General features: G+C 41.1%; 17 protein-coding genes. 6 read left to right on the top strand and 11 right to left on the bottom strand.

What is annotated here, in order from left to right:
* Positions 1-239 precede the first annotated feature (239 nt).
* Together V7L31_RS07935 and V7L31_RS07930 are read right to left on the bottom strand one after the other, a co-directional pair.
* Positions 240-632 carry a DUF5615 family PIN-like protein gene (locus V7L31_RS07935; protein WP_334695740.1) on the bottom strand — a complete coding sequence of 131 codons (393 nt, stop codon included), beginning with the start codon at positions 630-632 and terminating at the stop codon, positions 240-242.
* Positions 632-949, bottom strand: a complete 318-nt coding sequence (locus V7L31_RS07930) for a DUF433 domain-containing protein (protein WP_334695739.1) — start codon at positions 947-949, stop codon at positions 632-634. The genes V7L31_RS07935 and V7L31_RS07930 overlap by 1 nt, the downstream gene beginning before the upstream one ends.
* Positions 950-1,284: 335 nt before the next feature.
* Here V7L31_RS07930 and V7L31_RS07925 point away from each other — a divergent pair, with 335 nt between their 5' ends.
* Positions 1,285-4,296: a leucine-rich repeat domain-containing protein gene (locus tag V7L31_RS07925; RefSeq protein ID WP_334695738.1), complete on the top strand. Its 3,012-nt coding sequence runs from the start codon at positions 1,285-1,287 to the stop codon at positions 4,294-4,296.
* Positions 4,297-4,426: 130 nt separating this feature from the next.
* Here V7L31_RS07925 and V7L31_RS07920 read toward each other — a convergent pair whose 3' ends face one another.
* From V7L31_RS07920 to V7L31_RS07910, 3 genes are all read right to left on the bottom strand, one after another.
* A complete protein-coding gene (locus V7L31_RS07920) occupies positions 4,427-4,768 on the bottom strand; it encodes a XisI protein (RefSeq protein WP_334695737.1) in 342 nt (113 codons plus the stop codon).
* Positions 4,756-5,169 (bottom strand): XisH family protein, encoded by a 414-nt coding sequence (locus V7L31_RS07915; RefSeq protein WP_334695736.1) that lies wholly within the window; start codon positions 5,167-5,169, stop codon positions 4,756-4,758. The genes V7L31_RS07920 and V7L31_RS07915 overlap by 13 nt, the downstream gene beginning before the upstream one ends.
* Positions 5,170-5,482: 313 nt before the next feature.
* Complete coding sequence (locus V7L31_RS07910) at positions 5,483-7,414, bottom strand: TIGR02921 family PEP-CTERM protein (RefSeq protein ID WP_334695735.1); 1,932 nt, start codon at positions 7,412-7,414, stop codon at positions 5,483-5,485.
* A 608-nt stretch (positions 7,415-8,022) separates the two neighbouring features.
* Between V7L31_RS07910 and V7L31_RS07905 the strand changes: the two genes are divergently transcribed.
* On the top strand, positions 8,023-9,168 hold the full coding sequence (locus V7L31_RS07905; RefSeq protein ID WP_334695734.1) for a SpoIID/LytB domain-containing protein: 1,146 nt from the start codon (positions 8,023-8,025) through the stop codon (positions 9,166-9,168).
* 7 nt (positions 9,169-9,175) lie between these two features.
* Here V7L31_RS07905 and V7L31_RS07900 read toward each other — a convergent pair whose 3' ends face one another.
* A complete protein-coding gene (locus tag V7L31_RS07900; protein WP_334695733.1) occupies positions 9,176-10,234 on the bottom strand; it encodes a serine hydrolase in 1,059 nt (352 codons plus the stop codon).
* A 404-nt stretch (positions 10,235-10,638) separates the two neighbouring features.
* On the opposite strand from V7L31_RS07900, the gene V7L31_RS07895 reads away from it, so the two are divergent.
* From V7L31_RS07895 to V7L31_RS07885, 3 genes are all read left to right on the top strand, one after another.
* Complete coding sequence (locus tag V7L31_RS07895) at positions 10,639-11,550, top strand: polysaccharide deacetylase family protein (protein ID WP_334695732.1); 912 nt, start codon at positions 10,639-10,641, stop codon at positions 11,548-11,550.
* A 646-nt stretch (positions 11,551-12,196) separates the two neighbouring features.
* Positions 12,197-13,798 (top strand): SWIM zinc finger family protein, encoded by a 1,602-nt coding sequence (locus tag V7L31_RS07890; protein ID WP_334695731.1) that lies wholly within the window; start codon positions 12,197-12,199, stop codon positions 13,796-13,798.
* Positions 13,799-13,972: 174 nt separating this feature from the next.
* On the top strand, positions 13,973-18,184 hold the full coding sequence (locus tag V7L31_RS07885) for a DEAD/DEAH box helicase (RefSeq protein WP_334695730.1): 4,212 nt from the start codon (positions 13,973-13,975) through the stop codon (positions 18,182-18,184).
* Between the two features lie 260 nt (positions 18,185-18,444).
* Here V7L31_RS07885 and V7L31_RS07880 read toward each other — a convergent pair whose 3' ends face one another.
* From V7L31_RS07880 to V7L31_RS07860, 5 genes are all read right to left on the bottom strand, one after another.
* Positions 18,445-19,752 (bottom strand): CO2 hydration protein, encoded by a 1,308-nt coding sequence (locus tag V7L31_RS07880; RefSeq protein WP_334695729.1) that lies wholly within the window; start codon positions 19,750-19,752, stop codon positions 18,445-18,447.
* A 134-nt stretch (positions 19,753-19,886) separates the two neighbouring features.
* Positions 19,887-21,383 carry an NADH-quinone oxidoreductase subunit M gene (locus V7L31_RS07875; protein WP_334695728.1) on the bottom strand — a complete coding sequence of 499 codons (1,497 nt, stop codon included), beginning with the start codon at positions 21,381-21,383 and terminating at the stop codon, positions 19,887-19,889.
* A gap of 102 nt (positions 21,384-21,485) precedes the next feature.
* Positions 21,486-22,199 (bottom strand): carbonic anhydrase, encoded by a 714-nt coding sequence (locus tag V7L31_RS07870; RefSeq protein ID WP_334695727.1) that lies wholly within the window; start codon positions 22,197-22,199, stop codon positions 21,486-21,488.
* Between the two features lie 181 nt (positions 22,200-22,380).
* Positions 22,381-24,258: an NAD(P)H-quinone oxidoreductase subunit F gene (locus V7L31_RS07865; RefSeq protein ID WP_334695726.1), complete on the bottom strand. Its 1,878-nt coding sequence runs from the start codon at positions 24,256-24,258 to the stop codon at positions 22,381-22,383.
* Positions 24,259-24,656: 398 nt separating this feature from the next.
* A complete protein-coding gene (locus V7L31_RS07860) occupies positions 24,657-24,842 on the bottom strand; it encodes a hypothetical protein (protein WP_334695725.1) in 186 nt (61 codons plus the stop codon).
* Positions 24,843-24,899: 57 nt separating this feature from the next.
* Here V7L31_RS07860 and V7L31_RS07855 point away from each other — a divergent pair, with 57 nt between their 5' ends.
* Entirely contained in the window at positions 24,900-25,514 is a 615-nt protein-coding gene (locus tag V7L31_RS07855) for a Uma2 family endonuclease (protein ID WP_334695724.1), read from the top strand.
* Positions 25,515-25,926: the final 412 nt, after the last annotated feature.

Below are 25,926 nucleotides of genomic sequence, written 5' to 3'. Positions count from 1 at the left end.
TCGGATATGAAGGTCAAGTTCGAGGCAGCTAATCAAAATCAGACGATATTTTATTATTCTGATGTAGTGGTTACTTGTAGCTCTGAGGTTCGAGATAACTATTTTGTGAATTATCCTTGTGTGATTTTTGAAGTGTTGTCACCAAGTACCGAGGTCAGCGATCGCCAAGGCTTAGTAGATTTTATAGGCTACGTTTATGTTTCTAGCATATCTGATAATTGGCTGAAGAGCGATCGCAATCAATTTTTACCATACTCCTGTACAAAAAAAATCTGTCCAACTGCTTTTATATTTTGCTTCATAACCCGCAACAAATGATTCTCTAAGGTTCGACTATCCTCATCCAAAAAATCAATTATTGCCTTGATTTTCCCAGCATAATCACGATCGTGTTTAAAAATAATCATGCCAGCATGATTTGGTGCAGTGCGATGTAGATCGATAAAATCTTGGCGATTTTCCGTAATCAAAATGCGACCTGTCGCTGTGGCATACTGCAAAACAACATCGTCAGGAATCCCTTGATTTGCTTGACCTGCTTCGTAGGAAGTTAATACATTGTGTCCCTCCGATCTGAGTAAGTTTATCATTGCGATGGGAAAATTTTCATTGGAGTAAAATTGTAATGCCATTAAACTAAATCATCTTGGGCAATTTCTCGATCGATTTGTTCAGGATTTTGTTCGTAGTAATGCCAAGCTGCACTTAAATCTTCCACAGTCAATCCAGGATAATTTGCCAATAATTCTTCATCCAAGGCACCTTGTTGACGATATGCTACCAAAGTCCATACGGGAATTCGTGTATTTCTAATTCGTGCTTGTCCCCCGCAAACTCCTGGTGTAATCTGAATAGGATTTTGTAACATTTGCACGTAATGCAATGCTTGGTCAACTAATTCCTCTGGTAAAGCTGCAATTACTTCGAGCAGTTGAGTCCTCTTATTCATGACAACAAAATCTCTCTCGCTTATTTCATCCTAATTTGAAATTTTATAGTAATTATCCTAGCGACTGTCTTGAAACCCAATCTCAATTTCGGATAAACGATCGCCAACATTAAAACCGACCTATATGTTTTGCGTAGGCGTAGCCCGTCGTAGACATCGCCTTTTTCCATCATCTCAAGGCGCATTGGTGTAGCCCGCCGCAGGCATCGCCTAAATCCGCAATATCCCAAACAGCAAACTGACAGATCGCCAAAAAATGATGGTCTAGCATTTTCTCTAATCAGTTAAGATAATCTTCATCAATCTTCTTTCCTTTTACCCTTCTCCTTGGAATTATGACGCAGGAAGAGTTATTGCAACTGATAGATCGCGCCGTGGCTGAGGGTTGGCAAGAGTTAGACTTGTCGAGGCAAGAGTTGACTGAGTTACCAGAGGCGATCGCTAATTTAACCAATCTGACGCAGCTTATCCTCTATAACAACCAAATTACCCAGATTCCAGAGGCGATCGCTAAATTAACCAATCTCACCCAGCTTTCCCTTAGTGGCAACCAAATTACCCGGATTCCAGAGGCAATCGCTAAATTAACCAATCTCACCTGGCTTTACCTCAGTAATAACCAAATCACCCGGATTCCAGAGGCGCTGGGGCAATTAACCAATCTCACCGGGCTTTACCTCTATAACAACCAAATCACCCATATCCCAGAAACGCTGGCTAAATTAACCAATCTCACCCAGCTTGACCTCAGTAATAACCAAATCACCGAGATACCAGAGGCACTGGCTAAATTAACTAATCTCACCGGGTTTTCCCTCAGTGACAACCAAATCACCGAGATACCAGAGGCACTGGCTAAATTAACCAATCTCACTGGGCTTTCCCTAAGTGACAACCAAATCACCCAGATCCCAGAGACGCTGGCTAAATTAACCAATCTCACCCAGCTTTACCTCCATAACAACCAAATCACCCAGATCCCAGAGACGCTGGCTAAATCAACCAATCTCACCCAGCTTTACCTCTATAACAACCAAATCACCCAGATTCCAGAGGCGCTGGCTAAATCAACCAATCTCACCCAGCTTTCCCTCAGTAACAACCAAATCACCCAGATTCCAGAGGCGCTGGGGCAATTAACCAATCTCACCCAGCTTTCCCTCAGTAACAACCAAATCACCAAGATCCCAGGGGCGCTGGGGCAATTAACCAATCTCACCCAGCTTGACCTCAGTAACAACCAAATCACCGAGATCCCATTAGAAATTCTTAATTCAAAAAATGTAAAAGAGATTTTGAATTACTTGAGGCAAATTAGCGCAAGTGAAACTCGCCCATTACATGAAGCTAAACTCTTGCTCATCGGACAAGGCAGCGTCGGCAAAACATCCCTCATCGAGCGACTAATCCGCAATCAATATGACAAAAATCAATCCCAAACCGACGGACTCAACGTAGAAACTTGGAACGTGCAGGTCAATAGCAAAGACATCCGCCTCAATGTTTGGGACTTTGGCGGACAGGAAATTTATCATGCTACCCATCAATTTTTTCTGACTAAGCGCAGCCTCTATCTCCTAGTTTGTAATTGTCGCACCAGCGAAGAAGAAAACCGCATCGAATATTGGCTGAAACTAATCGAAAGCTTCGGCGGAAAGTCCCCCGCAATTATCGTTGGCAACAAAAAAGACGAACAACCTCTGGATATCAACCGCAAGGCACTACAAGAAAAATATCCCAATATTCAAGCAATTATCGAAACCTCCTGCCAAGATAATATCGGCATTGATGAACTTCGTAACGCCATTTTGCACCAAATCGGCAACCTCAAAGAAGTCTACGATCTTCTACCCCTGAGATGGTTTGAGGTTAAACAACAACTCGAATCCATGACTGAAGACTTCATCACCTACAACCGCTACATCGGTATTTGCTACGAAAACATGATTCCCGAAGAACAAAACCATGACCAACTGATTGATCTCCTCCATCGACTCGGCTTAGTTCTCAACTTCCGCGAGCATCCCCTCCTCAAAGATACCAATGTCCTCAAACCCAACTGGGTGACAGAAGGTATTTATGCACTCCTAAGCGATGAAAACCTGAAAACTAAAACCAAAGGCATTTTTACCCCCGCTGATCTCACACGCATCCTCAATCCAGAGCGTTACCCTACCAAGCGTCACGACTATCTGATCGGACTGATGAAAGAATTTGAGCTTTGCTTTGCACTAGAATGTTATCCACCACAATTTTTGATTGCGGGACTTCTGCCTAAAGACCAACCAGAGGAAACAGAACTAGAAGGGGAAACTCTGGAATTTCAATACCATTACAAAGTTCTCCCCGAAAGCATCATCTCCCGCTTCATTGTCAACACCCACGAAAAAATCCATAATCAAATCTATTGGCGCAGTGGTGTAATGCTGCAATATCAAGAAAACAAGACAATCTATAACAAGGATGGCAGTATTAGTGAATACCGCAAGGAAATCTATAACATCGCTCGCATCAAAGCCGACCCCGAAGACAAAAAAATATTTATCACCATTAGCGGACATAAAGAAACCCGGCGCTTATTTCTCGGCATTCTCCGCGATGTCTTCCAAAAAATCCACAAAAGTCTCCCCAACCTCGAAATCACCGAATGGGTTCCCGTCCCCGGCCATCCCAATCATCCACCCCTCGACTACCAAGAACTCCTCGGACTCGAATCAATGGGTGAAAGCATAATAACCATCGGCAAACTAAAATTAAAACTCGATTTACGTCAACTTTTAGATGGCTATGAATCAGTAGAATCGCGTCGAAAATCACAAAAAGCAGATAATGATTTAGATGATAGGACTGCTTATGAAGATATGCGAGATATTGCTAAACTAGCTGTCAGCAGAGAAATTAAAATTAATAATAATAATAATAAAGCCGAGGCAAATGCTATGTCAGAAAATCCTCAATTCACAAACAACCTTCAAGGCGCAAACATCGCCAACCTTGCCAACCAAGTCAAAGACAACGCCAGTCAGCAAGCCTCTAACTTCAACCAAACAAGCGGCGCAAACATCAGCGAAATTCTGCACCTGATCGGCAACTTACGCCAAACTGCTGCCCAATTTCCACCAGAAACCCACGACGACATTATTATCGATATTGATGATGTAGAAGTAGAAATTCAAAAGCCAGAAAAAGAACGCAATTTACCCAAACTCAAAAAGCGTCTAGTAGCTTTACTAACTGCTGCTACTGTAGTTGCTGCCCCGATCGCAGGTATAACAGACTTTACAAACAATGTTCTGGAAATAGGAAGCAAATTAGGCATAGAACTAAAGCTTCCCCCTGTTAAATAGACTTTTCTAACTCTAGGGGCGATGGCTTCGCCGGTTCGCAAAGCGACCATCGCATGGCTGGAAATGATACCCGCCTTTGACTTGATGAAAATTGAACTAGCGATCGCTATTCATCAATCAATATTTAAACCTAACCTACAGCAAACTCAGTATCAGAGCGCACTCTAACAGGTTGAAAACCCAAAACTATATCTTGATATGGCACACCCAATTTTAATAACTCATAGGCAATTCCATCTTCCGTACCATCATATTGAATCCAAATCTTGCCATTTTTAATATCTAAATGTAGCAAACATCCATAATCCCTGATATCGTTTTGCTTCCAACCCACATACACTAATTGATAGTGATCTCGCTCCGTATCAAAAATAGGTTGAGCCTCAACATCTTTTGCTGATTTCATCGAGCGATCGGCTTTTGCTTGGATTAGTTGTTGAATATATTGCCTGTAGAGAGCTACTTTATCCATTGCTCAATCGTCTCCTTTTCTAAGTCATAAACTAAAAGCTTAATTTGACTGCGTTCTACCACACTATTAATAAAAGCTAAGTTAAAAAAGGTTTGATAAACAAAACGAGGTACTGCTAAATATAAAATCCGCTCTGGATCTTTATCTTCTAAAGCATAGCGATAATCTAAAAACTGTCCATGCGCTAAATGAAAATCAGAAATCCTTGAGGGACTAATAAAACTTTTCACCTCAACCGCAATTTTATCATTTTCCCTTTGGGCACCAATAATCTGCTCTGCCCCAATGTCTATATACATTTCAACTCCACCTATACGCAATTCGTATGGATCGTGAGTTATTTGCCATCCGTCTTTTTCAAGAGCGCGTTTAACTTGCTCGTGATACAAATCTTTTGCCATATTATGGGTTGTGTTGAGTAACTTGAGCGATCGCTAATAAATCACGGCACTAGAATATTTTAGCTAAAATTTGACGGACTCAAAACCGTCAGCGCAATAAGTCTGACGGCATGGTTACGCTGTGAATAATTTTAATCAGCGTCAATTTGATTTTACTTTTCATAAAAGCAACGCAGGTACTTCAAAACGATATTTGGGTACTTCAAAACGATATTCAGACGCTTGTGGACTCGCCAACGCTTTGCTATCACCCAGTTGTATGAAATTTATACCTACATGAATTGCCCCTACGTCATTTTCACTAGATGTCTAATTAACGCCGACGCTTCACAAGGATGAATAGGGCGATCGCACTCACACCTAAAAGCCATCCCCCTGATGCTTCAGGGACGCTAACTGTCAAGGGATTAATGGGTTTAGAGAGATTTTCCTTGCCATTCTCAACTTTCCGATCAAAGCGATCGCCTTGGGCTTCTGCTGCTTTTAGTAACTGTCTTTGCTCATCGTTGACTAGTACCAACATCGAAGAATAAGGGCTGACAATCTTGTACTTTTTGGCTACGGCATGAATCGCATCCAAACCCTTGAGGTTGTCTAACTTAATTTCTTTACTCAACCCTAAAATTAATTGTCTGGCTGCTAATGGCAATAAATCATCTTGTTGATTGCTAGCTGCAATTGCTGTGTCTAATGTTTGCAGATACCAAGCATAACCATTAACAACACTCACAACAGAGTTACTTAAAATTGATTTAGTCGCAATTCGTTGCAGCACCTCAGAAATATCAACACCAACTCCACCACCACTATCTTGTAATGATTTAATGATGCCATCGTTATAAGCTCCAGGTAATCCACCTAGATGTATCATCCACAAAGGTGCGGGCGAATCGGTAACGGTTTTATTGTTTTTCGATAATTCATAACTACCTTCATCACTCACCAGCAAAACGACATCATAAACTGTATCTCCACGCAAATTGTTAAATTGTGTCAGCATTTCTTGGGGTTGAATTGTGCCGTAAAAGGTAACTTTTTCCGGTTGGAATTGCTGGAGATCGTCTAACCTTTTGGGTGTAGCTCCTGGAGAAACACTGAGATATAAATCTGCATCGTTGTTTGTCAAATCATTATCTGCAAAGCCGTATTTTTTCAACCATGATAATGTTTGCACTAATTCTTTAATATGTTTCCCCATACTGCGAGAAGTATCGAGAACTACAGCAACTCGTTGGTTTTTGGGTAAGGTATAATCTTGACTAGATAAGGGTTTAGCTAATATTTTGTAGCCTTCTTCTAAATTTACTTCATGCAATACAGGCTGAATTTTTCCACTTGCAGGGATGAATTTTTCTAACCAAGCATCGTCTTTCAAACCGATTTCTTTACCGTTACGGATACGCTTGGTTTGATTAGTCCAGAATATATTACGTCTTTCACCTAAATCGGGCATTTCCCAACCAGAGTCTTGTCCTAGAACTTTGTAAGTTAACCATAGGTGCATTTCTGTGGGGAGTGCTGTTTGCCTTTCTCTTTGTTGTACATTATTAGGAGGAATAGGAAAAGCCCGTAAGCGATAATGTCTCGGCCCTACTTGTTCCAACAAAGCTGGATCTATAGGCCGTGAACGTCTAACTTGAGAATTATAAACTTTCTGGGCAGCACCGCGAGGAGAGACAACAAAAGGAAAACGTTGGTCTAATTTATTAGTATCTCCTAACCATAAGCCAGTAATTACAGCGCTTTCTGGTAAAGAAAAGGAGTAAAAAACTTCTTGAACTTCTCGTGTTTGGTTTTTATAAACTTCGTGCAATTCCACATCAGCCCAATCACCATGTTCTTTAACTGTGACTTCTTGTGATCCCAATAAAACTTTTTTTTCGTTAATATTCAATAAACCTGCTTTAACTTCTTCTTCATTAAAAGTAGATTGTACTGCGTGGCTAACTGCTGTTTTTTCTGCTTTTTGTAGAGGTGTATCAAAAAAATTGGCGTAAAGTTTTTCTGCCTTGGCGGGATCTTTTTCAGAACCATTATATAAAAATGGCGACATGAGAAAGTTATAAGTTGCTTGCAATCCATCAGCAGCCGATTTATCTAAGCCTAATACATGACGATACATAGCACTGATGTGATTATTTTCTTGCTTGCTGCTAAGGTAGCATTCAGTTGGGATATCACCTGTTAATGTTGCTTGAAATAATGGCACACCTACATAAGGTAATATTCCTATATAAACTAACATTAAAAATGCCAAGTTCCAGAGCCAAAATATTCCGTAGAAACTTGTATTCTAAAACGATTTCACAGTTTTACTCCTCTAAGAATTAGTGGCCAACTAATCAATACTTAAAGCATAGTTCCTTCTTTTAATTTTTCCCTAAACACTGGTTTTTCTAACAATTTGCTTAGATAATTAAATCTTGATACAAGTTTAACACTGAACAATAATATCCCCGACTTCTTTGAGAAGTCGGGGATCTGAGTCTCTCGATTTTTACAACTCATTTAGGATCGCCATACTACAGCACCAAAGGAATTGCAAATCAAAACTCAACTCATCTTTGCCGCTTTTAACATCACACTTTAATAGCAGCCTCAGCAGTCTGTTTACAAGATACAAGCTTTTGTTATTTCTGCTTGGAGTCCGTGCGATCGCGCTTTGTGGCTTAAAACACTGGCGATATTTGACATGATTGCACTCTGCACAGTACCTTTGTGCGATCGCCTTCCCTATATAAACGTGAGTTTGCGATCGCGTATGTCAGCTTTGTGGGAGAAACCCTATACGCACAGAGCAGTATGAGCGATAACATTTTATAGAAATTGAACACTGTGGATAAAATGCTAAATATGAAATATCAATTCTTACTCAACGCCTTGTTTGCACAGATGAAAGCAGCGCATTGGTGGATCAGTGTCTTATTATGGATGACTTTAGCTACCCCAAGCAATGCATCTGTAATCTTGCGAATCGCAATTGAGAGGGGAGTTAATCAGGTAACAGTTGGCAGTTCTACAACTGCGTTGGTTAAAGATAGCACTGGTCATACTCTCGGAAAATTACCAGCAATGAGTTCATTTTATGCCCAAGCAGTTCCAGGCGGTGTCGCTTTAGATAAATGGCAGTCTGGTTTATTTTGGATTGAACCCACAGGCAAGGGATTCGTTTACATTGGCGAACGCTGGTATCGAGGCAGAACTCTTGTTGTCCCAACAGATAAAGGACTAACCGCCGTTAACTGGGTTGATGACGAAGAATATCTCTACAGTGTTGTTGGTGGCGAAATGGATACTGAGTGGCCTGCTGAAGCTTTGAAAGCACAAGCAGTTGCCGCCCGGACTTTTGCTCTTTATGAGCGAGAAAAACAACGCAATAATCCTGTTTACGATTTAGGCGATAGTCCAGATCACTGGCAGAATTATAAAGGAGTAATCAATGAAACTCCTAGTACTTATGCCGCCGTCGATGCAACTGATAAACAAGTACTAACTTATAAAGACAGTGTTATTCTCTCAGTTTTTCATGATTGTTCTGGAGGACATACTGAAAATGTTGAAGATGTTTGGGGAAGTCACGAGCCTTACCTGCGTGCTGTTGAAGATTACGATCAAAATGTTAGCGAGTGCAAATGGGTGAAAACTTTCTCTCCTAAAGAAATTAGTGCCAGAATTTCTGATGTCGGCAATGTTAAAGAGATGATTGTACAAACATACTCACCTTTTGGTAGTGTTAAAGCCTTAAAAATCGTTGGTGACAAAGCTACCAAAGTACTCATTGGCGAAAAAGTACGTACAGCCCTGAAGATTAAAAGTACCCACTTTATCCTTACCAAATCCGCAGATGGTAGTTTTGTACTTCAAGGACTTGGCTATGGTCATGCTTTAGGCATGAGTCAATGGGGCGCATACAATTTAGCTAAAAGAGGAGTAAACTACCTGCAAATTTTAGGGCATTATTATCAGGGCGTAGCTTTAAGTACAATCAATGCTAAGTAATATGAAATTAATACTTCTGGGATAATTTTGGTTGATCTAAATACTGATAAACTAGATGAGAAACTTGGCGTACAAACTCCCTTCCTCGCTCATCATCATGGGGTCTAATCACAAAAATACCTGCCAAGTAATGCTTACCATTTGGCAAGCTAATAATTCCTGCATCCCCAACCAAAAATCCAATATCTCCAGTTTTATGAGCAATAGTTCCACCTTTACCCACACCAGCCGCCAGTAACTTATTATTATGACAATGACGCAAGATATCTAAAACTTGTCCTTGACTACCATCTGAAATCAGCTTATGTTGGTCAACCAAGGCTGACAACCGCACTAAATCTGCTGGACTAGTGGTATTAGTGCCTTTAAAGTCTCCTAACATATTGCGAATGACTGTGTTTTTTAGTCCCCAACTGTGAAAACGCTGATTGAGTTTTGCTTTTCCGCCTAGACGATCGATAATCATGTTACTAGCAGTATTATCACTGATAGTAATCATTTTGTTAACAGTTTCTATTACACTCAGTTTGATTCCTGCTCGTTTATACTGTAAGTCGCCGGAACCACTTGCTACTAAGTCACGTCGCATTACTAGCTTTTCATCAAGTTTGATGTTCCCAGCATCTACTTGTTCAAATAAAGCAATTAAAATTGGATATTTAATAGTGCTAGCTGCCGGAAATACCTTTTCACCATCAATATTCAAATAGTTACCTGTTTCTATATCTAAAAAAAACATTCCCGGTTTGAGGAAACTGTAATGAGCCATTAATGCTTTAACTTGAGACTTTAACTCTGGTATTTCTTTTCCTAATGGAATAATTCCACCAAATAAAGAAGTATCGTTTGTTTTACTGAAAATTTCCGGTTTATTGAGTTGAGGAAGCAACTTTTTTTGCACAGTTCCAGTACTTTCAAAGTTAGCCAATAAATACTTCCAATCTCTTGTTGACTCTAGAGAATTCCGGGTTGAGTCAATTTTTTGAGATTTTAATCTTGCTGCCAAACTGGGCGATGTTAGTAACAAAATACTAAGAATAGGTAGTAAAAACCAGCGCAATCTCATTGATTTATTTCCGTGATAGCTTAATTTAATTAGACAATTTTTTGGACAATTTATGTAGTGTACCTTTAATCTGACCAGATTGTAGTTATATTTATTTACAATGTCAAGATTTCAATTGATTATCTTGTTATCTAAATAATCGACAACTAATCTAAAATTTAGACTCAAGATTATGACATACTTTCTTGATAAAGATATTACAAAATTATGACGGAAGTATGTTTGATTTATCTGAATTGCACTTCCAAGCATCAACTGTGAACAATTAAATGGTGCTAATAAGCGATCGCACTCTTGGCAATCTCTCAATAGATAGTTATACTTTCTCTGAAAGTAAGCAGATAAATAGTCTAAACTTACTATCAATAGGGTGACTGACTGTTTAAGCATTGAAGGAAGTTGACGTGATCAATAATAAGGAGAGTCTTTGGACTCCAGGTAAATTAGTTGGGCTGCTTATCTTATTATGTGGTGGCTTTAGTCTGGGTTTAATCATCTTTAGTAAAATAAATCTTTTTCAGTTTGATTCAAAACAGACTATAAATGTAAATAACGTAGCGGCAAATGTCGGAACTCAACAGCGAGTTGAGGAATTAAAGATAGCGATGCTCAAAAGCTGGCAAGGGGAAGCACAAGTAAAGGGTTTTTCTGACTCTATTCCATCAAGTTTTAAAGGTGCAATAATTGACTCAGCAAAACTCTCTCCATCTCAGAAAGTCATTGCTCTCACCTTTGATGATGGCCCGTGGCCTGAAAGTACAGCAGAAGTGTTAGATATCCTGAAAAAAAATCAGATTAAAGGGACGTTTTTTGTAGTTGGAGAGAATGTCAAAAATTATCCCAACTTACTCAAGCAGGAAATTGCTGAAGGTCATGTTATTGGCAACCATACTTGGCATCATTGGTATCAATTCTTGAATCCCCAAGCCGCTGCTTATGAAATTGACCACACCGAAGATATTATTTTTAAAACTACAGGCTTAAAAACAAATTTATTTCGACCACCTGGAGGAGTGATGCATAATGGGGTAGTTGACTATGCTAGAAATAGTAAATACGCTATTATTATGTGGTCATCTGACTCTGTAGACTATTCCCGTCCTCCGGTTCCCAGATTAATCAGTAATATATTCAGAGAAGCAAAATCTGGTGGAATTGTGTTGATGCATGATGGTGGTGGGAATCGTTCTAGAACTGTACAAGCTTTACCAGAAATTATAGACAACTTTCGCAATCAGGGATATCGCTTTGTCACTATCCCTGAACTCTTAGAAATTCAAGATAAAAACCAAAAATTGATCGAAAATAAAAAGTAAAGTAACCCTGCTTAGGAAACTCCAAGAAATAAATTATCCAATATTGTCCAATCTTGTGGGGTGGGCATCTCGCCATAGGTGTCAAGTTAACCTCAAACTGATTGTGTCAATAAGCATTTATGTTCAAAAACTTGGTTTGAAAGGGACAAAAAACGAACTTTTTCAGGGACTATTAATGCTTTGTTTATTAGCATCACTCCCAGCTTGCGTATAAAAGTCAGAACAAGTTCACCTTTATACTTCGTGACTCACAAAACCCATCGTTGACAAATGGGTTTTAACCTTAAGTTGACACTAATGGCATCTCGCCCAGTCCATAGGGCTCTCATGTCGCCCACCCCACAAGAGTTAAATAAGAGATGAACTTATTGTGGGCGAGACTGTGACTTTATCCGTTGCAGTAGAGATAGTAGTGAGTCACCACCGGAGGTAGCACTGTGCTGGACTCTGAGTTTTCCCCTGTGGCGACTTCATCTCATAGGAAGTTAAAGGAAGTGAAATAATGCTGACTGGTTCCCAGCCTGGAGGCTGGGAACAAGGCTACACAAGCTTTTGAGCTTTTTTTAGTGTCATTCGGATACAGCCCAAGAGAAAATAAACGCAGTTTAAGCGTAAGCTAAAAATAAAAGACTTGGGTGCTGATACTATGTCGATTCCAGGAATTTCGGAAGCAATAATCCGTCATAACTCCAACGCTTCATCCTACAGTCGTGGTGAAGAATATTATCGCAGGGGTGCGATCGCTGATCTCAAAAAACGCGGTAATCTAATTCAAGCAGAGGTAGAAGGCGGCGAAATTACACCATATCAAGTCAGTATTCGTTTTGATGCAGGTGGAATTACCTCAGCTTGTTGTACTTGCCCTTATGATTATGATGGTTGGTGCAAACATATTGTTGCCACATTATTAAGCTGTTCACGTCAATCAGAGATCATTGAAGAACGTCCAACGCTAGAACAATTATTAAATCGCCTCGATCTTCTTCAAACTCAGCGATTATTACAAGAACTGGTGGAAAATAGACCAGAAATAATTGATGATATTGATGAGTTTGTCAGTTTGATAGACTTGCCAAAACCAAAAACCAAACAGCCTTCTACCCGTCAAAGCAAAATTGACACATCACCTTTTCGCTCTCATGTCAAGCGGATTTTGCGGGATGGATTGAAAGAATTAGAGTATGGTTCAGAAGAAGACCCATTTACAGATGATTTGCTGGCTGTAATTGAGAAAGCGCGAGAGTTAGCAGAAAGTGGAGATGGCAATAATGCGATCGCAATTCTCGAAACTATTACCGAAACTTATGCCCAAGAATGGGACGAGTTACTAGATTACGGTGGAGACAGTTATTCCATCGCAGAACCTCTTGATAGCGCCTGGACAGAAGCAATTTTGTGTGCAGAAATGTCTACAGGAGAAATAGTAGATTTGCAGTTGATGTTGGAATCATGGCAAGACGAAATCAGTGCAGACTTTAGTATGAGTTTAGAAGCATTGCGTCAAGGTTGGGATTATGAACCACTGCAACAGATCATGCAAGGAGATGATACCGCAGAACTTTGGGAAAATGAACGACCAAGCTTTGCTGATGATTTAGCATTGATTCGCTTGCAAATTCTTGAACGTCAAAATCGTTATACAGAGTATTTAAATCTAGCTTTAGCAGAAGAAATGACTCTGCAATACCTAACGCAATTAGCAGCTTTGGGAAGAGTAGAAGAAGCGATGTCTGCGGCTAAAATCCTGATGGAAAAAGCAGAAGAGGGTTTTGCCCTAGCAAAAATATTGCGGGAAGATGGGTATTTAGTAGAAGCATTGGAAATATGCCAAGCTGGTATCAGCTTAACAGGTAACTGTTTATATGAATTTGCTACTTGGACAAGTGATTTAGCCCAAGGATTAGAAGATAATGCCACTGCCTTAACTGCCAGCATCATTGCTTTTAAAATCAGACCATCGTTTCGAGACTATGGTAAGATTCAAGACTATGCAGGAGAAACTTGGTTGGCGCTCAAACAAGATTTACTGCAAACACTACGAGATCAGCCAGATTGGGGAATCAAAGAAGCTCAAGTTGATATTTTCCTCCATGAAGGATTAATTGATGATGCAATTAAAACAGTAGAAAGAGATAGTTACTATGCTTCAGAACTAGTTCATCGAGTCATGGATGCAGCAGTTTCCCATCGTCCAGATTGGGTAATTGATAATGCTCGCAGACGGGCAGAACCAATAATGCAACAATGAAAAGCTGACCGTTATGACGCTGCGGTTAATTGGCTCAAAAAAGTAAAAGCTGCGTATCTGCAACTAGGACAAAAAGCTGAATGGTCTGCTTATCGCTCACAACTAGAAGCCGCTCATGGACGTAAACGTAAATTAATGGAATTATTTAAAGAACTGAATAAATAGATAAATAGTATGATTAATTTGGCAACTGAGACCACAAAATTACAAACACAACTTGCGGATAAATACTTCAAATTACATCCTTCCATACAAAGGATTATCCAGTTATTTTCGGTAATTTATGCACCGATAGACAAAAATTCATTTGTAAGTTGTCTTAGTAAAATTGACGCTTTAGATGAGAACAATAAACCTTGGGTTACTAAAACCCTCAGTTTCCAAATTGATAAATTGTTAAAAGCAGGCTTGTTAATACAGGAAAACAGGCAAGGTGCTGAATGTCATCCGTTACTCACAGAAATAGCTACTCGTCATGCTGTACAAACCGGACAGTTTGAAATCCTCGTCACAGCAGTAGAAGAGAAGCTACCAATACGTACTCACTGGAACAGAGATTCTCGGATATTCTACAACTTACGCCAGTGTATCAGAGAAATCCGCATTGGCATTTATCGCCAAGACCCTATTTTTATTAATCAGCAAATTGAAGATTATCAGAAGTACGCTGATAGCGAAGAAAAAATAGTAATAGAAAATATCTTTGAGCAGATATACAATAATCCATTTGATGCAGATTGGTTTAAGACCCTACCACAAGGATTATACGAAAGTGGCATATCAAGTATTCTCTTCAATTCAGCCTTAAAATTATCCGCTTCTGAAGATGCGTTGACGCTGTTAGAAGAAGAATGCTCTACGCATGGAAAACATTGCTCAGATTATCTACATCTGATTTTGACAGAACAACTGCTGTTACAGGGTTGTACCCAAGAAGCACAAGAAAGTCTGGAGCGTATATCAAAAGAATATCAAAATAACGCTGCGATCTTTTGGGGTTGGTTAAGTTTTCTGCGGGGTGATAATGAACAAGCTATCAAATATTATAAAGATGCCCTGAAAGCCATCAAAAAGGCTACTGGTAAACGCCAAATGTATTTCAATACAATTGGGGGCTTATTTTTCATCCTCGCACTTTTAAAAGATGGTTCAGCGCAAAGCCTCAAAGAAGCAGAAGAGTACACTAGTTTGATGTCCCGTCAATCAGATCATTGGCTGAGGTTCACTTATGGCAGACTGGAAAAGGTACTGCAAGTCCACCAAGGTGATATTACCCAAAAACAATTTGTAGTCAGTGGTCATATTTCTTCCGTAGAAGAAGAAAATAGCTTACAAACATTGTTTTGTTCGCTATGCCTTTATTGGATGGATGCTGAGAGTGCTAAAAAACGCTTACCTAATTTATTAGAACCATTGTATCGGCGATCGCTCGCCTCCGGTTATCACTGGTTGGCAATGGAAACCGCAGAACTCCTATCCAAGCTCAAACCAAGTAGTAACTATAAACAACTTGCAGAGGCACTGCGAGAAGATAGCAATATCCAAACCATCGTAGACTTAATTCGACCGCAAGAAGCTTGGGAAATGTGCCTCAATGCCTTGGCAAATCTCCAAAAAGAACCACAAACACCAGGAAAACCAGAATCCGAACTGCGTTTAGCATGGTTCATAACCTTCTATCCCAGCAGATGTGTCTTACAACCACGAGAACAAAAAGTTAATGCCAAAGGAGAGTGGAGTAAAGGTCGCCCCATATCCCTCAAACGTCTAAGCAGTGCATTATCTGAGTTTGATTACATCACCCCCCAAGATATGCGGGTATGTAGTTGTATTGAGGCGTATAGTGATGGCTATTATGGCAAAGTTGATTATACCTTCGGTGAAAAAGCCATCTCTGCTTTAATTGGACACCCGTTGGTTTTTTGGGAAGATACACCTACTATCCGTGTAGAAATTGTCAAGGGAGAACCGGAACTATTGGTTAAAAAAGAAAAACTTGGCCGTCTCACCTTAGAATTTTCTCCCAAATTACCAGAATCACAGAATATTCTGCATATCAAAGAAACTCCAACCCGCATCAAAGTTATTGAAATTACTGCCGAACACAGACGTATTGCGGAGATTATTGGTAAAGATAACAAATTAAATGTACCTGCGATCGCCGAGAAGCAAGTTTTGGCAGCCATTAATGCCGTCTCTGGCATCGTTACCGTACATTCTGACATTGGTGGCGGTTCCGAAGGTGCAGAAGAAGTACCCGCCTTGACTCTACCCCATATTCACCTTTTACCTGCAAATGCCGGTTTGAAAATCAGCATTTTATCGCGTCCCTTTGCCCAAGGTGGCCCCTACTACCGTCCTGGTACAGGTGGTGAAACTGTAATTGCCGAGATTGACGGTAAACGTCTCCAAACCCGACGAAATCTGTCTGAAGAGAAGCAACTTGCCAAAGATGCTGTAGCCGCCTGCGCCACCTTGACTCAAACTGAAGAACAAGATGGTGAATGGATTATAGACGATCCCGAAGACTGTTTGGAACTGCTGCTAGAACTGCAATCACTGGGAAATAACGTAGTTATTGAATGGCCACAAGGAGAAAAACTGCGTGTTAGTCACAATGCCGACTTGAAAGACTTTAATTTATCAATTCAACGTCAGCAAGACTGGTTTGCAGCCACAGGGGAGTTGAAATTGAATAACGACCTAGTGCTGGATATGCAGCAACTACTAGAACTATTAGAGAAAACTCCTAGCCGTTTTATCCCCCTTGGTAATGGTCAATTTTTGGCTTTAACTCAAGCTTTTCGGAAACGCCTCGACGAATTGCGGATGTTTTCGGAAAAACATAGTAAAGGTATTCGTTTTCACCCCTTAGCAACATTAGGGTTAGAAGATTTTGTCGATGAGGTAGGTAAGGTAAAAGCAGATAAACACTGGAAAACACATATCCAGCGTCTCCATGAGGTGAAAAACCTCCAACCGGAACTGCCATCTACCCTTCAAGCAGAACTACGTGACTACCAGATGGAGGGTTTTTGTTGGCTAGCGCGTCTAGCACATTGGGGTGTGGGGGCTTGTTTAGCAGACCAAATGGGATTGGGTAAGACCGTGCAGGCATTGGCGGTCATTCTTAGAAATGCCCATGAAGGGCCAACCCTAATTATTGCCCCTACTTCCGTGTGCATGAATTGGGTGAGTGAAGCGCAGAAGTTTGCCCCAACTCTCAATATCATTCAATTTTCTGGTGCTAACCGCCAAAAATTATTGGATGGGTTACAACCTTTGGATATGTTGGTATGCAGTTATGGTTTATTGCAGCAGGAAGAAGTAGCGCAAATGCTTTCTGGTGTACAGTGGCAAACAATTGTCCTGGATGAAGCCCAGGCGATTAAAAATATGACCACTAAACGTTCTCAGGCAGCCATGAACCTAAAATCTAATTTTAAGTTGCTGACTACTGGGACTCCCATTGAAAATCACTTGGGTGAGTTATGGAATTTGTTCCGCTTTATTAATCCTGGATTATTGGGTTCTTTTGAAAGCTTCAATCAACGCTTTGCTACCCCCATTGAAAAATATCAGGATAAACTTGCACGTAATAAACTCAAAAAACTGATTCAACCATTTCTGTTGCGGCGGACAAAAAATCAGGTATTAGAAGAGTTGCCATCTCGTACCGAAATTCTCCTTCATGTGGAATTAAGTCGAGAGGAAAAGGCATTCTATGAAGCATTGCGCCGTCAGGCCATATCTAAATTAACCGAAAGTGATGCCGAGGCAGGAAAGAAACATTTGCAAGTTTTGGCTGAGATTATGAAACTGCGTCGCGCTTGTTGTAATCCTAGTTTAGTGATGCCTGGTACTGAATTACCCAGTTCTAAGTTGCAACTTTTTGGTGAAGTGCTGGGTGAACTGCTGGAAAATCGTCATAAAGCATTAGTGTTTAGTCAGTTTGTTGACCATTTGCACATCATCCGCGATTACCTCGAACAGCAAGGTATTAGTTATCAATATCTAGATGGCAGCACTTCCGTGGCAGAGCGCAAAAAACGGGTAGATGCGTTCCAAGCTGGTTCAGGGGATGTATTTCTCATTAGTCTCAAGGCAGGGGGTACAGGACTTAATCTGACTGCGGCTGATTATGTCATCCATACAGACCCTTGGTGGAATCCCGCAGTAGAAGACCAAGCCTCAGACCGCGCCCATCGGATTGGGCAACAACGCCCGGTGACAATTTATCGCTTGGTAGCAAAGGATACGATTGAAGAAAAAATTGTGGAATTACATCACCACAAGCGAGATTTGGCAGACAGCCTGTTGGAAGGTACCGAGATGAGTGGCAAGATATCAACAGAAGACTTGTTACAGTTGATTAGTGAAAGTTAAGCTGTCAAAGAAGAGGAAAAGGGACAGGGGCATGGGGAGAAATAGAGGCAGGGAAAGAGTTTTGCCTCCCCTGCTTATTCGAGCAGTATTAACACGTAGGGCATTGCTCATTAGTGTATATTTAGTCATCTGAAGATGACTTTAGCTATGAGACGGGAATTTCAATTCCCGGCGGACAAGCGGTTTCGCGTTAAGTTGACACCAATGGAATGGGCATTGCTGTGTCCCTACGGGTGTACCTCACACTTGTTGGGAAACGGTTATCTATAATCTTGACTTTGAATACTTCCCAAACGAGCAGCATCACGAATGTTATACTCAGGTCGAGTAAAGCGATTTAGCTGCATTTCAAAAAAATCTCGATTGGCTTGCAAATGTTTGGGGTTTTGGTCATCTAAAGGATATAAAAGTGCCGTTCGCAAGGCTTGAATTACCGCAGAAGTGACACAGTACATCGACCGTTGAAAGCTAACTCCCAACTGAATCAACATATCTTCATCACCCCGGCAATGTTGCCTGTAGTAATCAACAAGATAAGGTGGCAAAAAATGCAACATATCTTGCATTAATAATGTGGGAGGAATGCCAGCAGTACCGACTGGAAATACATCAGCGTAAAGAATACCATAATGAAAGTCTTTCTGGTCTTCTGGTACTTGACGCGCTTGAGCATTATAAGATTTTGTCCCCCGGAAAGGTGCGGTGCGGTAAAAAACTGCTTCTACATAAGGTAATGCGGCTTCGTATAGCCACATGAAACCCTTGGATTTGGGAACAATTTCGTAGCATTCGCCACGAATATAAACGTGATGATAAATGGGACGACCTGCGATCGCAAATATACCATCAACTATGAAGCTCATCGCCTCTGGGACACTGCTAATGCTACCTTCGTCATAGCGGTCTGACATTTCAAAGAATACTGGGGCCATGATTTCCCAGAATAAGCCCAGATTAGCGTAGTATGACATCTGGCGGCACTGTTCCAAAAACAGATCGGGGAACAGCTTGTAAAGTCCCAGCATGACGGGGTTTCCTTGGAAGTAAGCTTTAATTGCCCTGTCGGCGTTGGCTTTGTATTCGTCTGAATCTAGGTAAGGGTCAAATTGCCCACCCATCCCTCTGTGCCACAACATCGCCCGCATACAAGCTTCTGCAAATTCCATGTTAATGCGATCGTGGAACAAGTGATGCAACAACTTTGGCATTTTGAAAGTTTCACCCTTCTCAATAAATGCCAAAAGTTCGGGATGTGCAGTCGCTTCACCGCGCCAAATTCGTAAATCGGCATCATCACCAGCGTAATGATTATGCAGTTCTAAATACTCTTTGGGTAAGAAGTATTTAAAGAATGGTAACGGGTTTAAAAATTCGCGTTCGGCGATATAAAGTAGGTCACGCCAGTAGAAATCCATCGGTACAGCATAAGCTTTGTATAAACCGATGATTTGCATTAAATTTTCTGGGGTATCGGGTAACATTGCACCGCCTGCTTCTAAGCGGTGAATTACTTCGGCAAATTCGTGATTAGAAGGAGGTAGTTTAATTGCTGTTTTAATTGCTGTCATGGTAATCGTAAATTGGTAGAGACGCGATTTATCGCGTCTGGGGGATAGGTTTTGAAACGCAATTTATCGCGTTTGGGGAGATAGATTTTAAGACGCGATAAATCGCCGTCTCTACAAGTGTTTTGATGTATTTTCTATTTCAAGGCTACTTCAGAGATTACGGTTTTTTCTAAGGGGGGAATTGCAGCCACCATTGTTGTAGTTGTAGATTCACTCCAACGGACTAACCAAGTAGGTTGTACTCCTAAAAAGATGATGAAAGCTGCCAAAATTAAAGCTGGGATTTTCTCAGACCAAAGGACTTTGGGATAGTAAGCTAAGTTATCAAGTCTGCCAAAACAGGTGCGGTTGAGAAGGATGACAAAATAAACTGCGGTTAATCCACTAGCGACTACACACAAAATTGTCGGGATGGGAAAGATAGAGAAACTACCTTGAAAGACGATGAATTCAGCGATGAATCCTGTTAAACCGGGAATACCTGCGCTAGCCATCCCACTTAAAACTAGTAAGGCGCTAATTAGAGGCAAACCGCGTATGGGACTCATTAAGCCATTGAGTTTATCTAACTCGCGTGTACCAACTTTGGCTTCTACAACTCCTACTAAGTGGAAGAGGATGGCTAAAATAATGCCGTGGCTGAACATTTGGGCGACTGCACCCACAAGTGCTAAGGGAGTACTAGCAGCACCAGCTAGCAAGATATAGCCCATGTGACCAACGGAACTGTATGCTACCATGCGCTTGATGTCTTTTTGAGCGATCGCAACTACTGCCCCATAGATGGCGCTAATTGCTCCCCAAATTGCCAAAGTCGGTGCAATAATACTCCAAGCGTGGGGAAACATACCCAACCCAAATCGCAGCAATCCATAAGTTCCCAGTTTTGCTAACACGCCACCGAGAAGAATGGCAATTGGTGCTGAAGCCTCAACATAAGCATCAGGTAGCCAAGTATGGAAGGGAATTAAGGGAATTTTAATCCCAAAACCTAATACTATTCCTGCTAGTAAAAGTATTTGTTTTGCTGTTGACAGATTTTCTGTAGAGACTGCATCAAAAGCAAAATTGGTAGAACCACTCAGCCACACCATGCCTAAGAATGTCGCCAGAATTAATGCTCCCGATACAGCAGTATAAATCAGGAATTTCATCCCAGCATAACTCCGTTTTGTTCCTCCCCAAATGGAAATTAGTAAATAAAAGGGGATTAATTCTAGTTCGTAGAATAGGAAGAATAGTAGCAGATTTTCAGCAAGGAAAGCACCTGCAACTCCACCACTAACTAACAAAATCAGGGAGTAGAACAGCCGGGGGCGTTCAGTTTCTTTACTACTGCTGTAAATAGAAATCCAGGTGAGGAGGCTATTTAACACCAACATCAAGATTGAAAGTCCATCAACACCTAATTGATAGCTTAAGCCAAGGGTTTCATTCCAGGGTAAATACTCTTTAAATTGCATTCCTGGATTGCTGATATCAAATTTTAGTAGGATAAACAGGTTCCAGAAAAGAACTATTCCTGAAAAGATTAATGCTATTAAACGAATGCGATGCTTAGGGATACTTATCGGTAATATTGCTATCAAAAGAGCAGCGAATATCGGTAGCCAAATTAAGACACTTAACATGGTAATTTTGTCCTTTGTTCTTGGTCATTTGTCCTTTGTCTTTTGTCCTGTATGACTTACTGTTAGCCAATGACCAATGACTAATGACAAAGGACAAAAAATCTAACTTACTAAACTAATTTCTCCAGTATCTAAATCGTAATAGCCACCGACTATTTTCAGCTTCTCAGCTTTGATTAACTCAGATAAAACTGTCGATGATTTCAATTTTTCAACTTGCGCTAAAACATTTGCTTTACAAGCATTTGCTAACTTATCTCCTGATTTATTTTTTGAGCTTTCTACACTTGGTTTAATAGCTTCAAGCAAACTTCCAATTTGCCCTGGGACTTCAGCACCTTTAATTGCGGCCTCTACTGCACCGCATCTTTCATGCCCCACGACCATGATGACTTTGGAACCTAATACTAAGCTGCCAAATTCTAAGCTACCAATTTGCTGTGTCGTGGCAATATTACCAGCTATCCGGCAGACAAATAAATCTCCAAGTCCTTGGTCAAAAACAATCTCTGAAGGAACTCGTGAATCTGCACAACCTAAAATAGAAGCGAAGGGTTTTTGACCTTTGGCAACTTCGACTAAACGTGAATATGTTTGGTCGGGATAACGACGTTTTCTTTTAGCAAATCTTTCATTTCCATCTAATAGCTCTTGCAATGCTTTATCGGGCGTAATATCTTCTTGTACTGGTTTTTTTTCGGCTGCAAGTAGTTTTGAACCAAGTCCGGCTGTCAATACACCTGTACCGATCGCACCTGCACCAAACTTCAATAAACCTCTTCTGGAAAGATTGATTTGGGGATGTTGTATGCTCATAAAGTTCTCCTCACAATATTAACTAATTCGTAATTCGTAATTCGTAATTCGTAATTATTGGCGAAACACTCGATCGTAATTATCTTTATTGGTAGTCGTTAACTGTTGAGACTCAAGTTATCAACTCATTCAACTCATTTAATTACGAATTACGAATTACGAACTACGAATTATTTTACTGCTATCCAATTGTCGAGATTTGAAAAACCAAATTTAAAAATTGCATTCCCCAATAAGGCCAAGTTACCCACATTCCTAAAACGCTCACTCCTAGAAGAACGGTGAGTGCATAAAATTGGGTTTGTCCAGAGGTGCTGTATTTGAGACCTTCGCCACCTAATAGCGAAAATAAACCAACAAAATTAACGATGCCATCGACTACGAAGCGGTCAATCATATCGGCAAGTTGGGAAATTTTGGCAACTCCAAAAATGATGGTCATTTTATAGAGTGTGGGGGTGTAAAAGTCGTATGCAAATAAATCTTGTAATCCTTTCCAAGGGAGGCGAATCGGTTTAGGAATATTGCCTAAGTAAATCACGCCAGTGATGCTGCAACCGAAAATACTCGACCAAATTAAAAGCAGTGCAACATCTTTATTGAGACTTGCCCAATCGGGTAAAAGTGATAAGCTTTGCAACACTAAAGGAAGATGTAGACTGACACCAAGTAGAATGATCGTTGGCAAAATCATCGGCCAGTGGGCTTCAGGCGATCGCTGACTCATTTGTGTGGCTTTACCACCAAAAATTAAGCCGAATTCTCTGGTTAAACTCACGGCTGTTAAAGCATTTACTGCAATCACTACTGCCACTAACCAAGGTTGCGTTTCCCACAAACCATCTGCTAGTTTCACCAACGCCCAAAAGCTACCCAGTGGTGGAAAACCAATTAATCCCAATGTCCCGACGATAAAAGCGATCGCAGAAATTGGGCGACGTGTCCACAATCCGCCTAATTGGGTGACATCTTGGGTGATACTATTCCAGATAATTCCTCCGGTACTCATCACCAATAGGGCTGCGGATATGGCATGGGTAAGTACTAACAATAGCGCTGCTTCATATTCTTGCACTCCCACGGCGATGAATACTAAACCCATGTATGCACTGACAGAATAAGATTGGCAGCGTTTAAGATCGATTTGAGCGATCGCAATTAATGAAGCACCCAACGCTGTCACGACTCCAATTCCCACCATCGCTGAGGAAACTACGGGCGAAATGGTTAACACAGGTTGCAATTTAATCAGCACCCATGCACCACTAGCGACTACTACCGAATTCCGCAAAATCGTACTGGGAACCGGGCCTTCCATCGCTTCATCTAACCACAGATGCAGGGGAAACTGGGCACACTTACCCATCGGCCCAGCAATTAAGGCTAAACCTACCAGTGTCATTGTTGTCGGGTTGACGTTAGCTGTAGCCGCCCACTGGGCTAGTTCTGGATAACTCCAAGTGCCGGCGAGGGGCCACAATGCCAATACGCCCATCAGCAAGAATAAGTCTCCCACCCGCTTGGTTAAGAAAGCATCTCTCGCACCTGAGACTACCAACGGCTGGCTAAACCATAAACCGACTAGTAGGTAGGTTCCTAGCGTCAGGACTTCCAAAATTACATAGCTGAAGAACAGGTTATTACACAAAGCAAGGGCGCAAAGTCCCGCTTCAAATAATCCTAATAAAGAATAGAAGCGTCCCCAACCCCAATCCATCTCCATGTAACCGATAGCATAAATCTGCGCCAGCAAATTCAAGCCAGTAATCACAACTAAAGCGCCGACACTCACTGAGGATATTTCCAAAGCAATTGTTAGGTCTAAACCAGCCGTAGATAACCACGGAATAAATACTTCTTGGGCTGGGTGATTCCAAGTTGCTTGTAAAGCGATCGCACTATGCACAAACGCCAAAAATGTCATCACCAAGTTTACATAACCCGCCGGTCTTGGTCCCGTTTTCCGAATGATCCCCGGCGACCAAGGCACGGCTAACAAGCCACCGATTAAGGCATAGCACGGAACTAGCCAAACAGTCTCTAGTAGAAACTGAGCCATTAATTCACCTCTATATTTTCATCAAAAGTTAGGGGTTCTAAATCAACTAGCGTTGATCCCTGTTAACCCAGCCATGTCTACGACGAGTTATGACGCTCTCTACGAGACGCTAAAAGCGAAGGTTGACTAATGCAAATTTATCTTTATTTAATCTTGTTAGAAACAGCTTACCGTTATATTTGTCAAAAGGGAATTACTTTATCTAAATAAATTTGAGATAATTGATCTAAAGAAATCTTATATAAAAAACTATTTGAGTAATGAATAATAGCTATTGTTTTTTATCTATGAATTAACTGTTAGCTTAATCAATATTCATCATTAGTTTTTCTTTGTTGACATAAATGACAAAAGACGCAATCAGTTGCGTCTTTCTCTACAAGTCAGCTAAATGTAGTTTACACTTTGGTAATTTTGTCAATCTGCCAACAAACAGAAATAATTGCAGGCGCTTGGTCAAATTGGCTGATGGGGGCGGGTTTCATGTCGCGGTAGTCCAGGAGTTGGACTACGATGAGGTAAGCGATCGCTAAAATCACCGAAATCGCACCTGTAAGAATAGCAATTAATTTTGAACGTTCCATCAGTATTTCCTGTAATGCAAGTAGAATAACTGTATTGAGTCATCGATGAGAATTGCGATGGCTACGCTAGCTATTGGCATCGCTATGACTGCAACCACAAAAAAATTTACTTTTGCAGAGTATCTTAAGTATAACGATGGCACGGATACTCAATATGAATTGGTAGATGGAGAATTAATTCCCATGAGCCTTGGCACTGGCAAGCACGGTGGCATCTCCAAGTTTTTAGAACGAAGCTTTGATGATGAAAGTGCCAAAATTGGCCAGAATTGGACAGCACAAAAGTTTTCTGTCGGAGTGCGTTCGCCACGCGGGGGACGCTGGGACACCTCACGAATTCCAGATGTAGTAGTATTACCAACACAGCAATGGGAAGCACTTTCTAATCGAGAGGCTGTAATCGAACTCAACGAAACTCCCCCCATATTAGTGGTAGAAGTCGTCAGCGAATCTACACAAACTACAGACTATCGCAGCAAACGTTCTGAGTATGCTGTTCTGGAAATTCCCGAATATTGGATTGTTGACCCGATTCAAGAGATAGTAACAATATGCACTCTAGTAGAAGGGTTCTATGATGCTGTTGCATTCCGAGGACAAGAACGCATCATCTCTTTTACTTTTCCACAATTGGATTTGAGTGCCGAACAAGTCTTGACAGGACGGAAGTGAACTCTCAATTACTACCGATGTGCGATCGCTAAAAGACATGAAACCGCTCGTCCGCCGGAAATTGAAATTCCCGTCTCATAGCTAAAGTCATCTGAAGATGACTAAATATCACCAAAAACCTCCAGTCTACTTCAGTAGACTTAAGCTACGCCCCAGTAAGAGCGCCCTTTATGGCGGGGCTTCATACCCATGTTCCGCTCCGCTTCACAGCTTCTTTGCGAGACGCTACGCGAACGGGACTCTTCTCTTCCTCCCCCTGCTCCCAGCAAGAACTGCCCCTCCGCCTCTTCGGTGAGGTAATAAAAAGCTCTAACCCTGCTCCTCGTAAAGTTGAAATTGCGTTCAGTGTATCTGCATACATTGGGTGGTGTGGCTGTACGCTTAGTAGCAATAAGTTAGTATCAACAAGATA

The sequence above is a fragment of the Nostoc sp. genome, from assembly GCF_036916655.1.
Taxonomy (GTDB): Bacteria; Cyanobacteriota; Cyanobacteriia; order Cyanobacteriales; family Nostocaceae; genus Nostoc.
The sequence above is the reverse complement of the archived record's forward strand: the minus strand, read 5'-3'. Positions and strand labels throughout refer to the sequence as shown.